Below are 13,143 nucleotides of genomic sequence, written 5' to 3' on the forward strand. Positions count from 1 at the left end.
ACACTCTCTTTCGGTAAATATTTTAGTTGGCCGAGAGTATAGCACTCCCCGTGAGCAGTTTTCTATTTGATGAGCTTAGCTTGAGTGAGCTTTTCTCGTAATTGTTCGGCGCGCTTTCTGTTTACGCCAAAGTCAGAATAGCCCACACGTGACTCTGAGCGAACAATCAGTTTGTCTCCTGCTACTTTTAATTCGAGGTCATCCACGAAGCGCATGATTTTAGATGTGCATTCTATCCGAAGGTAATCACCCTCTTTTACCGCGGTTTTGGCGCCAGGAAGTTGAAGCGCGGCTTGCTCAATGGCATCTAACGTTGCGGACTCAGTGAGCAAAAAAGGTGCTAATTGAAACTTGTCTCTTGAGTCCTGAGTTGAAACGCAATTTGGTTTGTCACCACAAGGTGATTGAGAACGATCTGGCATACTGGTGACTCCTTGGCTGCAGGCTGTAAGGCTGAGTAAAGCGATGGAAAGGAGAGCGGCTTTTTTCATTGTATTTACTCTTATAATTTTGCTTCTAATTATATGGATACAAAAGAAAAAGGATCCAATAATAGGATCCTTTTTGTGATGTTAGCTGTGATTAGACTTCTAGGTAATCAAGAATGCCTTCTGCCGCTTTTCGCCCTTCATCAATGGCGGTTACGACGAGGTCTGAGCCACGGACCGCATCACCGCCAGCGAAGATTTTCGCATTGCTGGTTTGGTACATGAACGCTTGCTCAACAGGTGCCTTGATACGTCCCCATTGGTCTAAATCGACACCATACGGTTCCAACCAGTCCATTTTGTGTGGCTGGAAACCAAATGCCATGATCACGGCATCCGCAGGCAATACATGTTCACTGCCTTCCACTGGTTCTGGTCTGCGACGACCTGCATCATCGGGCTCACCTAAAGCGGTTTTTACCACTTTAACGCCCGATACGTTACCTGAGGCGTCGACCTCCACACCGAGTGGTTGCAGGTTAAACATGAACTTCACGCCTTCTTCCTTCGCGTTTTTTACCTCGCGACGAGAGCCAGGCATGTTGGCTTCGTCACGACGATAAGCACAAATCACATTGGAGGCTCCTTGGCGAATAGAGGTTCGTACACAGTCCATTGCGGTATCGCCACCACCAAGCACGACCACTTTCTTTCCTGCCATGTCGATAAAAGGTTGGTTGTTCTCAAGCTCCATGACTTTGTAGGTATTCGAAATTAAAAATGGCAGCGCGTCATATACACCCGGCGCATCCTCATTTTCTAGTCCTGCACGCATGTATTTATAGGTGCCAACGCCTAAGAAAATGGCATCGTACTCATCGATTAGATCTTGCATTTGTACATCTTTACCGACTTCCACGTTCATGCGGAACTCGACGCCCATTTCAGTGAACACACGGCGACGATTTTCCATTACCCCTTTTTCAAGCTTGAACGAAGGGATACCGAAAGTCAGTAGTCCGCCGATTTCTGGGTAGCGGTCAAACACGACTGGCTTAACGCCATTGCGCACTAGGATATCAGCGGCTGCCAAGCCTGCTGGGCCAGCTCCAATGATTGCGACCTTTTTATCGGTCCACTCCACCTTGGACATATCTGGCTTCCAGCCCATTTCAAAGGCTTTGTCGGTAATGTACTTTTCTATATTACCGATGGTGACGGCACCAAAGTCATCATTAAGCGTGCATGAACCTTCACATAGACGGTCTTGAGGACAAACGCGCCCACATACCTCCGGTAGGCTATTGGTTTGATGCGATAGTTCAACCGCTTCAAGAATACGTCCCTCATTTGCCAGTTTTAGCCATTGAGGGATGTAGTTGTGTACTGGGCACTTCCATTCACAGTATGGGTTACCGCAATCTAAGCAGCGATCCGCCTGCGCAGTCGCTTGTTGTTTGGTAAACGGTTCATAGATTTCAACGAACTCGATCTTACGAACTTTGATAGGCTTCTTCGCAGGATCTACGCGTTGAACATCGATAAATTGATAAACGTTCTGGCTCATGATTCAAACATCCTCCATGATTACTGTGCTTGAACACGCAGCTCTGCGGCACTGCGGCTCTGGTGACCAAGTAGCGTGCGAAGATCTGCCGCTTGTGGTTTCACCAAATAGAACTTTGGAATCCATTCATCAAAGTTCGCCAAAATATTTTCTGCGTGGCTCGACCCTGTTTCTTCAAGGTGTTCCGCAATCAGGCCGCGCAAATGCTCTTGGTGGATGTATAGATCGGACAATGAAATGGCTTCGACAGATTCTGTATTGACTCGACCTTCAAAGCTCTGGTTTTCATCCAGAACATAGGCAAAGCCTCCGGTCATACCTGCACCAAAGTTCACGCCTGTTGCACCTAGAATGGCAACAATACCGCCTGTCATGTACTCACAAGCGTTATCTCCCGCACCTTCAATGACGGCAATCGTACCTGAGTTACGTACCCCAAAACGCTCACCCGCTTTACCTGCCGCGAACAGTTTACCGCCCGTTGCGCCGTACAAACACGTGTTACCAATAATGGTGGCTTCATGACACTTGAACGCTGTACCTAAGTGAGGTTTAATGGCGATCTTGCCGCCTGCCATGCCTTTCCCTACGTAGTCATTCGCATCACCTGTGAGGTAAAGCTCTACGCCACCCGCATTCCAAACGCCAAACGACTGGCCGGCAGTGCCGTCAAGATAGATTTTGATAGGGGAAGCCGCCAATCCTTGGTTGCCATAGCGCTTCGCTATTTCGCCAGATAAGCGAGCACCCACAGAACGATCAGTGTTGATGACATTGTAGAAGAAACTTGCTGATTGGCTGTTTTCTACCGCATGCATGGCATCATCAATGATCTTTTGATTGAGCTCAGCTTTATCAAACGGTTTGTTTGGCTCTGTCCAAAACAGCGGATGACCTTCAGGCGAGGCGGGAGCTTCTAGAATGTTGGATAGATCCAATTTGGTTTGCTTCGCGGTAAAGCCTTCTACTGCTTCAAGTAAATCGGTACGACCAATCAAGTCCGTCAGTTTTTCAACTCCTAGCTCAGAAAGCAGCTCGCGCACTTCTTCTGCCAGTCCGGTGAAGTAGTTCATCACCATTTCAGGTAAGCCTTTGAAGTACTCTTTACGCAGCGTTTCGTCTTGAGTCGCAACCCCTGTTGCACAGTTATTGAGGTGACAAATTCGCAGGAACTTACAACCCATAGCAACCATTGGCGCGGTACCAAATCCGAAGCTTTCCGCACCAAGAATCGTGGCCTTAACCACGTCTAGACCAGTCTTTAGACCACCGTCTACCTGTAGGCGGATCTTATGACGCAGACCATTAGCAACCAGTGCTTGTTGCGTCTCTGCTAGACCTAATTCCCATGGACTACCTGCGTATTTTACCGAAGTTAATGGGCTTGCTGCAGTACCACCGTCGTAACCCGAGATGGTAATAAGATCAGCGTAAGCCTTTGCTACGCCCGTTGCGATGGTGCCGACACCTGGCTCGGAGACGAGTTTTACCGAAACCAGCGCATTCGGGTTGACTTGTTTAAGGTCGAAGATCAGCTGGGCCAAATCTTCAATAGAATAAATATCGTGGTGTGGAGGAGGAGAGATTAACGTCACCCCTTGCACGGAGTAACGTAGCTTGGCGATTTCTGCGGTGACTTTGTGTCCCGGTAGCTGACCACCTTCACCCGGTTTAGCTCCTTGCGCTACCTTGATTTGTAGTACATCCGCATTAGTAAGGTAATGAGGCGTGACACCAAATCGGCCTGAAGCAATTTGCTTGATGCGCGAGTTACGTTCAGTGCCGAAACGGCGAGGATCTTCACCACCTTCACCGGAGTTTGAATAGCCACCAAGACGGTTCATCGCAGTCGCGAGTGCTTCATGCGCTTCAGGGCTAAGTGCGCCAATGGACATGGCCGCAGAGTCGAAGCGTTTGAACAGTTCAGTGCGTGGTTCTATTTGCTCTAGTGGCAGCGGTGAGTCTGATTTTTTCAGCGACATTAAGTCACGCAGCATGGCAACAGGGCGTTGGTTTACCTGCTTAGCAAAGCTCTGATAGTCGTTACTTTCGCCAGATTTAACGGCCTGTTGCAGCGTGCCGACAACATCCGGGTTGTAAGCATGATACTCACCTCCATGGACATACTTTAACAAGCCGCCATGATCAATCGATTTACGTTTCGCCCATGCTTTGCGAGATAAGTTTGTAAGATCTTGCTGGAAGTCGTCAAAATTTGCGCCTTCAATACGAGTTGTGACGCCTTTAAAACACTGGTCGACCACATCTTGGTTCAAGCCAACTGCTTCAAACAGTTGTGAGCAGCGGTAAGAGGCGATGGTTGAGATCCCCATCTTTGACATGATTTTATACAGGCCCTTGTTGATGCCGTATTGGTAGTTCTGCATCACATCGCGATAGTCTTTCTCTAGTGCCTTATCATCAATCAGTTTACCTAACGCTTCATAAGCAAGGTATGGGTAAACTGCAGTAGCACCAAAGCCAAGCAAGACAGCAAATTGGTGTGGGTCACGTGCAGTTGCGGTTTCGACTACAATGTTGGCATCGCAACGTAAGTTCGCATCAATCAAACGAGTTTGAACTGCGCCGACTGCCATTGCCGCTGGAATTGGTAACTTGCCTTTGACCAAAGCGCGATCTGAAAGTACCACTAAAACCGTGCCTTCACGTACGACTTGCTCTGCTTGCTCACAGAGATCATTAATGGCTTGTTTAAGATCTTTCTCTTGTGGATCGTAGTTGATATCTAGAATGGTATTACGGTAGTGATCGTCACCAAGCTCGAGCAGTTGCTGCATGTCTGAATAAAGCAGTACAGGCGAATCAAATGTTACGCGATGCGCGTGGCCATCGGTTTCACAGAAGACATTCATTTCCTTACCGATACTGGTCGCCAGTGACATCACGTGTTTTTCACGCAGTGGATCGATCGGTGGATTGGTGACCTGAGCGAACTTCTGGCGGAAGTAGTCAGTTACCAAGCGCTCTTTTGAGGAGAGCACTGCCATTGGAGTATCGTCACCCATAGAACCAACGGCTTCTTGGCCCATTTCTCCGAGTACATGCAGAACTTGGTCGACTTCTTCGTTCGTCATCGCGAATTGCTTTTGATAAGTCTTAAGTAAGTCTTCATCAAAGCTGCGCTCGCCTACTTGATCCTCAGGTAGCTGAGAAAATGGTGTGAGTTTGCGAACGTTGTTTTCCATCCATTCGCGATAAGGGTGGCGAGATTTCAGATCATTATCGATCTCGCTAGACTGCCAAAGCTTACCTTTACGAGTGTCGATGACGAGCAATTCACCCGGACCTACACGCCCTTTTTCGGCAACTTCATCTGGGGCGTAATTCCAAATCCCTACCTCAGATGCCAGAGTGATCAACTTGTCTTTGGTAATTACATAACGCGCCGGACGCAGACCGTTTCGGTCTAGGTTACAAGCAGCATAACGACCATCGGACAGTACGATACCTGCTGGGCCATCCCATGGTTCCATGTGCTTGGAGTTGAAATCGTAAAACGCCCGCAGATCCGGATCCATATCTGGATGGTTTTGCCATGCAGGCGGCACAAGCATACGCATGGCGCGGAAGATATCCATGCCACCAGCTAAGAAGAGATCCAGCATATTATCCAAGCTAGAGGAGTCTGAACCTGTCTCGTTCACAAATGGTGCTGCAGTTTGAAGATCGGGCAGCAGTGGTGACGAGAACTTGTAAGCGCGCGCGCGCGCCCATTGGCGGTTACCTTCAATGGTGTTGATCTCACCGTTATGAGCAAGATAGCGGAACGGCTGAGCCAATGGCCAACGCGGTTGAGTATTGGTAGAAAAACGCTGGTGGAACAGACAGATAGCGGATTCCATGCGTAGATCAGCAAGATCTAGGTAGAAGCGAGGCAAGTCCGCAGGCATGCACAGGCCTTTGTACACCAAAACTTGAGTCGACAAGCTACAGATGTAGAAATCAGGATCTTCGGTGATTTGTTTCTCGATGCGACGGCGTGCGATGTAGAGACGGCGTTCAATGTCACGCTCTCGCCAACCAGCCGGTGCAGAGATAAAGACTTGCTGAATATTTGGAAGCGAGTTAGCCGCAATTGGACCGAGTACTTCTGAATTAGTTGGTACTTCACGCCAACCGGCCACTGTTAGCGTCTCTTGCGCAAGTTCTCTGTTGACGATGTCTTTAGCGAGTTGAGCTTTGACCGGATCTTGGTTGAAGAAAATCATCCCTACGGCGTATTGCTTGCCAAGGTTGAAACCATTTTCTTCGGCAATAAGACGTAAATAGGAATCGGGCTTTTGTAATAGAAGACCACAACCATCACCGGTTTTACCATCGGCGGCAATACCACCACGGTGGGTCATTCGGTCAAGTGCAGAAATTGCTGTACGAACCAGCTTGTGGCTTTGTTCGCCTTCCATATGCGCGATCAAGCCAAATCCACAGTTGTCTTTCTCAAGACTTGGATCATAAAGAGCCATTGCAATTCTCCCTTTGCTTATCCGTCATCCCGACAGATATATCAACACTGCTTACGTTGATAGTGATGACTGAATATGCATCATCTTTTATGGTTTTATGTATATTTATTCAATAAAAGCTGTGAAATATTTAACATTTTTTGAGTGTTTTATTTTCATCAACTTCACAAGCTATAGCTTATTGTAAAAAAGGTCAAGTTATTAGTGGATAATCACGTGAATATGCGATTTACCATTTAATAAGCTAAAATAGTTTAATGATTTCAAATAGATAGAAAATTGATTGTTACAAAAAAGTAACATTTGATTCTGTGGGAAATAAAAAAGACCAGCATAAAATGCTGGTCAAAATAGAAAGATTGGAAGGAATTGTTTTCTTTCTTTGCTAATAGCCATCGATATCGCTGATGGCTATTTATGGCATTGAAAGAGGGAAGCGTGAATACTTCCGTTAAGCAGAAAGCATCAATGAATCTGCTTTTGCTTCTAGGTTTGTGCCATCCATTAGGTAGTCATCGATAGCACGAGCACATTCGCGACCTTCGTTGATACAACGAACCACCAAAGATTGGCCTGTTCGCATATCACCAGCAGCAAATACGCCTTCTTGGTTAGTAGCAAAACCTTGAGTTGCTACGTTACCGCGATCATCTAGCGCGATATCCAGTTGAGCAAGCACGCCTGTAGGTTCTGGGTGTAAGAAGCCCATTGCTAGGAATGCCATATCACATGGGATCACTCGCTCGCTGCCTTCTACTTCTTTGAAACTTGGGCGCTCGCCTGGTTTTGCATCTTGCCAAACGATATCAGCAAGACGAAGGCCTGTGACTTCACCTTTGTCATTTCCGATGAACTCTTTGGTCAGGATGTTCCAGTGACGATCGACACCTTCTTCATGAGAGGTCGAAGTACGTAGGATCATTGGGTATTGAGGCCAAGGCATATTGGCTGGGCGCTTCTCTGGTGGAATCGGCATGATTTCCACTTGAGTTACGCTTGCTGCGCCGTGACGGTTTGACGTACCTACACAGTCTGAACCGGTATCACCACCACCAATGACAACCACATGTTTACCTTTTGCGTGAATCTCTTCCGTTTTCAGGTCCATGTTATTTGCACGTCGGTTGTTTTGACCTAGGAATTCCATTGCGAAGTGAACGCCTTTGAGCTCACGACCCGGAACTGGCAAATCACGTGGAACCGTTGAGCCACCCGTCAGTAGAACCACATCGAACTCTTGACGCAGTTGCTGAGCATTTACATCAATACCGACGTGTTGGTTTACTTTAAACTCAACGCCAGCTTCTGCCATTAGATTGATCTTACGATCAATGACTTCCATGCTCAGTTTAAAATCTGGAATACCGAAACGCAGCAGACCACCAACCTTCTCGTCTCGCTCGAATACTGTCACAGTATGACCAGCGCTGTTTAGCTGCTCAGCAGCCGCAAGACCCGCTGGTCCAGATCCAATGATCGCTATCGTTTTACCAGTGCGAGAACGTGGCGTTTTTGGCTTGGCGTACCCTTCACGATACGCCGTTTCTACGATGGTTTTCTCGATGTTACAGATGGTGATTGGGTCTTGGTTGATGCCAAGTACACAAGCACTTTCACATGGAGCAGGGCAAACACGACCAGTAAACTCTGGGAAGTTATTGGTTGAGCTTAGAATGTTCCATGCTTCTTCCCAGCTATCACGATAAACCGCATCGTTAAACTCTGGGATGATGTTACCGATAGGGCAGCCGTTATGACAAAACGGCACACCACAATCCATACAACGAGACGCTTGAGTATTGATCTTGTCACCAAACTCCTCGTTCAGAACGAACTCTTTGTTGTTCTTGATGCGTTCAGCTGGGTCGATCTTCTGTGGTAGTTCACGACCATGCTCTAAAAATCCAGTAGGCTTACCCATTATACGGCCTCCACTTGAGTTTCGTTTCCTTGAGACTGTGCTTCAGCTTTACGCTTTTGAAGCACCGCTTTATAGTCACGCGGCATTACCTTAACCATAGAGGCTAGGCTTGCTTCAAAGTTGTCTAGGAAAGACTGAGCGACTTCACTTCCTGTGAATTGAACATGCTTAGTTAGCATGTCGAGTAATAGATCTCTGTCTTCTTGCTCGATTGGATCTAGGTCTACTAACTCTGGGTTCAGTTTCGACTCAAAGTCGCCTGATTTATCCCATACGTAAGCCACGCCGCCACTCATACCTGCGGCAAAGTTACGACCTGTTGAACCAAGGATAATTGCTGCACCGCCCGTCATGTATTCACAACCGTGGTCACCGACGCCTTCTACTACTACTTTCGCGCCTGAGTTACGAACACAGAAACGTTCGCCAGCCATACCGCGAATGAAAGACTCACCCGAAGTGGCACCGTAGAAACACACGTTACCAACCACGATGTTATCTTCTGCGACAATGCTTGATTTCGCATCTGGGTAAAGTACTAACGTACCGCCAGATAAGCCTTTACCCCAGTAGTCGTTCGCGTCGCCTTCTACTTCGAACTTCACGCCCTTAGCTAGGAATGCGCCGAATGACTGACCCGCTGAACCTTTGAACTTCACGTTCATTGGTCGAGGTAGGCCGGCATCTTTGTACACTTTCGAGATTTCGTTCGACAGCATGGTGCCCGCAGAACGGTCAGTGTTGACGATAGGGAATTCGGCATTCACCGCCTCGCCTTTCTCGAGAGCAGGAATCGCCGCTTGAATCAGCTTACGGTCTAGTACCGATTCCAGGTTGTGGTTCTGTTGCGTTTGGTTATGGATACCGTCTGACTCACGTGGCTGTTCAACGTGTAGAACAGGAGACAGATCTAGGTTCTTGTATTTCCAGTGAGAAACGTCTTGGCGAATCTTCAGCTTCTGACCTTGACCGACCATCTCATCGATAGTGCGGAAGCCAAGTTCAGCCATGATTTCACGTAGACCTTGTGCCATGTATTGGAAGAAGGTTACGACGTCTTCTACGCGACCATCAAAGCGCTCGCGAAGCGTCTTGTTCTGAGTTGCGATACCAACAGGACAGGTGTTCTTATGACACTTACGCATCATGATACAACCTTCAACCACCAAGGCTGCGGTTGCCACGCCCCATTCTTCAGCACCCAGTAGTGTTGCGACTGCAAGGTCACGAGGAGTCTTCATCTGACCATCCGCTTGAACCACGATACGGTTACGTAGACCGTTCTTCAGTAGCGTTTGGTGCGTTTCTGCCAAGCCAAGTTCCCAAGGAAGACCAGTATGACGGATTGAAGACATTGGGGATGCACCAGTACCACCGTCGAAACCTGCGATTAGTACAACGTCCGCTTTCGCTTTCGCTACACCGGAAGCGATCGTACCTACGCCAGCTTCCGATACCAGCTTCACGTTTACACGGCCCGCGCGGTTCGCGTTCTTCAAATCGTAGATAAGCTGAGCCAAATCTTCGATTGAGTAGATATCGTGGTGTGGTGGCGGCGAGATAAGACCGACGCCCGGAGTTGAGTGACGTGTAGCACCGATCCAGTCATCTACTTTATCGCCTGGTAGCTGACCACCTTCACCTGGTTTCGCACCTTGAGCCATCTTGATTTGTAGCTCATCAGCGTTGGTTAGGTAGTAAGAGGTTACGCCGAAACGACCCGAAGCTACCTGCTTGATTGCAGAGCGTTCCCAATCGCCGTTCTCTTTGCGCTCGAAACGCATTGGGTCTTCACCACCTTCACCAGAGTTCGATTTTGCGCCAAGGCGGTTCATCGCAACAGCCAATGTGGAGTGTGCTTCGTAAGAAATAGAACCGAATGACATTGCACCTGTCGCGAAGCGTTTCACGATGCTTTCAATTGGCTCGACTTCGTCGATAGAGATAGAACCAGCTGGGTTCTTAATGAATTCTAGCTGGCTACGCAGAGTTACCGCGTTGTCACCTTGTTTATCGACTGCTGTCGCGTACTGCTTGAACTGATCGTAGTTCTTGTTGCGCGTAGACTCTTGCAGTAGCGAGATGGTTTCTGGGTTGAATAGGTGCTTCTCACCACGCTGTTTCCATTGGTAAACACCACCCACATCCAGCATTTGAATTGGGATTTCGCGTTGTGGGTAACCGATGCGGTGACGAACGAGCACTTCTTTAGCAATATCGTCAAGGGTGAGACCTTGGATACGAGAAACTGTACCTGTGAAGTACTTGTCTACCACTGACTTATGAATACCTAAGGCTTCGAAGATTTGCGCACCGTGGTACGACTGCAGGGTTGAGATACCCATCTTCGAGAAGATCTTCAGAAGACCGCCATTGATCGCTTTACGGTAGTTGTTGAACAGATCGCGAGGGTTCGCTTCTGGGTCCAGCTTCTTCGTACGCTGAAGCTCAATGATGGTTTCAATCACTAGGTATGGGTTAACGGCGTTGGCACCGTAACCAATTAGCGTTGCAAAGTGGTGCGTTTCACGCGCGTCACCGGTTTCAACCACGATGTCACACTTCGCACGTAGGCCTTTACGGATCAGGTGGTGATGTACTGCGCCAACTGCCAGCATTGCTGGGATAGCGGCGTGGTTTGAGTTCACTGCACGGTCAGTTAGCAGGATGATTGAGTAACCATCAATAACCGCATCTTCTGCGTATTGGCAGATGCGTTTTAGTGCGCGCTCAAGCTTGCCTTGGTCTTCACTGGCTTGGAATACGATATCCAGTGTCTTCGCCTGAAGATGCTCGTTGTCAATAGCACGCAGTTTCTCAAGCTCAGAGTTCGCCAGAACAGGCGATTCCAATTCTACTTTCTGACAGTGAAGTGGTGTTTCAGTCAGAAGGTTTTGGTCTTTACCCAAGTAAGTGTTCAGCGACATAACCATACGCTCACGGATCGGATCGATCGGTGGGTTAGTTACCTGTGCGAACAGTTGCTTGAAGTAGTTTGAAAGATGTTGAGACTGATGAGATAGAACCGCAAGAGGCCAGTCTGCACCCATGGCTGATAATGGCTCTTTCGCATCATTCGCCATTGGAACGATGATTTCGTTCACTTCTTCAGTACTTACGCCAAACGCTTGTTGGCGGTGTAGAAGATGTTCTGGCTTAGGTTGGCTGAATTGGTTGCTCGCATCTGGCAGCTTCTTCAAGCTCAGTAGGTTTTCTTCTACCCACTTTTCGTAAGGCTGTGCCGTTGCGATGGTGTCTTTCACTTCTTCATCAGAGATGATGCGACCTTGCTCTAAGTCTGCAACGAAGATGCGACCTGGTTGTAGACGACCGCGGAACTCAACGTTCTCTGGCTCAATATCCACAACACCAGATTCTGATGCCATTACTAGGAAGTTATCTTTGGTCACTGTGTAGCGAGAAGGACGCAGACCGTTACGGTCGAGTGTCGCACCAACTTGAACACCATCAGTAAAACATACTGAAGCCGGACCATCCCATGGTTCCATGATGTTCGCGTGGTACTGATAGAACGCGCGACGCTTAGGATCCATGTTTTTGTTTTCTTGCCATGCTTCCGGGATCATCATCATCAGTGCGTGCGGCAGGCTACGACCAGAAAGAACTAGGAGCTCAAGTGCCATGTCAAAGTTAGATGAATCCGAACTGCCTTCCTGACAAATAGGAAGCAGCATGTCGATTTCAGCTTGGGTAAATAGATCGGATTCAATGATCGCCTCACGGGCTTTCATCCAGTTCAAGTTACCTCGAACTGTATTGATTTCACCGTTGTGGGCAATGTAACGGAAAGGTTGTGCAAGACGCCATTTCGGGAAGGTGTTGGTAGAGAAGCGAGAGTGTACCAGTGCCAGTGCAGTCACCATGGTCGGGTTTTGCAGATCAAGGAAGTACTGAGGGACTTGCTCGGTCGTTAACTGACCTTTGTACACCAATGTCTTGTAAGACATTGAGTTAATGTAGAAGTCATCACCAATGTTCGAAACGCTTTCTAGGCAAACACGTACAGTGTAGTTACGAAGTACGTACAGTTTGCGCTCTAGCTCTTCAGGTGTGATACCTGGACCACCAGAGATAAACACATGCTCAAACTGAGGTTCTGTGCTTAGCGGGTCGGCACCGATCATCGAGTTATCGGTTGGCAAAACGCGGTAGCCAATAACTTCAAGGTCTAGACGCTGAGCGTTGCGTTCTAGAATGTCACGGCATTGCTCGCGTTTGTATTCGTCTTTCGGGAAAAGTACGACACCCACACCATACTTTTCAAATGAAGGCAGTTTAATGCCGAGCTTTACGGCCTCTTCTAATAGGAATTCATGAGGTTTTTGTAGCAAGATACCCGCACCATCACCGCTGCATGGATCACAACCTTGACCACCACGGTGCTCCATGCGAGCTAGCATATCCAATGCTTGAGTCACTACTTCATGAGATTTACGGTTTTTAAGGTGAGCAACAAAACCGATACCACACGCGTCATGCTCCAATTCAGGAGTATATAGACCCTGTGGATTTTGCTCTCTATCTACCATAGATACATCCTTCCAGTTCAATGTCGACGCAAAAGCACCAGGCAGGCAAATGCCACCTAGACCATTGATTACGTCTTGTCCTTTATATTTATTATCGCCACCGATCTAGGTTGACCGATCTTGATTCCTTTCCGTATCTCGCAGGAAAAGTTTTGCGAGAAAAACAATCCTTGGTGGTATCCCTTTATTTATT

5 protein-coding genes are annotated in these 13,143 nt (G+C 48.0%); all 5 read right to left on the minus strand.

What is annotated here, in order from left to right; all coding sequences use genetic code 11:
• Positions 1-62: 62 nt before the first annotated feature.
• The gene (locus tag EX191_RS09685; RefSeq protein ID WP_031780533.1) at positions 63-491 is read right to left on the minus strand and encodes a DUF1499 domain-containing protein; all 429 of its coding nucleotides are present in this window, start codon (positions 489-491) and stop codon (positions 63-65) included.
• Between the two features lie 91 nt (positions 492-582).
• Positions 583-1,995 (minus strand): FAD-dependent oxidoreductase, encoded by a 1,413-nt coding sequence (locus tag EX191_RS09690; RefSeq protein ID WP_005396322.1) that lies wholly within the window; start codon positions 1,993-1,995, stop codon positions 583-585.
• A 20-nt stretch (positions 1,996-2,015) separates the two neighbouring features.
• Complete coding sequence (gltB, locus tag EX191_RS09695) at positions 2,016-6,479, minus strand: glutamate synthase large subunit (protein ID WP_193447649.1); 4,464 nt, start codon at positions 6,477-6,479, stop codon at positions 2,016-2,018.
• Positions 6,480-6,930: 451 nt separating this feature from the next.
• Positions 6,931-8,400: a glutamate synthase subunit beta gene (locus EX191_RS09700; protein WP_193447650.1), complete on the minus strand. Its 1,470-nt coding sequence runs from the start codon at positions 8,398-8,400 to the stop codon at positions 6,931-6,933.
• On the minus strand, positions 8,400-12,950 hold the full coding sequence (gene gltB / locus EX191_RS09705) for a glutamate synthase large subunit (RefSeq protein ID WP_065645159.1): 4,551 nt from the start codon (positions 12,948-12,950) through the stop codon (positions 8,400-8,402). Before gltB (EX191_RS09705) ends, EX191_RS09700 begins: the two co-directional genes overlap by 1 nt.
• Positions 12,951-13,143: the final 193 nt, after the last annotated feature.

Source organism: Vibrio chemaguriensis, from assembly GCF_012275705.1.
Classification (GTDB): Bacteria; Pseudomonadota; Gammaproteobacteria; order Enterobacterales; family Vibrionaceae; genus Vibrio; species Vibrio diabolicus.

What these genes read in the sequence shown, in the direction of transcription:
- EX191_RS09685 (WP_031780533.1), bottom strand. Translation starts at nt 491, where the DNA reads ATGAAAAAAGCCGCTCTCCTTTCCATCGCTTTACTCAGCCTTACAGCC.
- EX191_RS09690 (WP_005396322.1), bottom strand. Translation starts at nt 1,995, where the DNA reads ATGAGCCAGAACGTTTATCAATTTATCGATGTTCAACGCGTAGATCCT.
- gltB (WP_065645159.1), bottom strand. Translation starts at nt 12,950, where the DNA reads ATGGTAGATAGAGAGCAAAATCCACAGGGTCTATATACTCCTGAATTG.
- EX191_RS09700 (WP_193447650.1), bottom strand. Translation starts at nt 8,400, where the DNA reads ATGGGTAAGCCTACTGGATTTTTAGAGCATGGTCGTGAACTACCACAG.
- gltB (WP_193447649.1), bottom strand. Translation starts at nt 6,479, where the DNA reads ATGGCTCTTTATGATCCAAGTCTTGAGAAAGACAACTGTGGATTTGGC.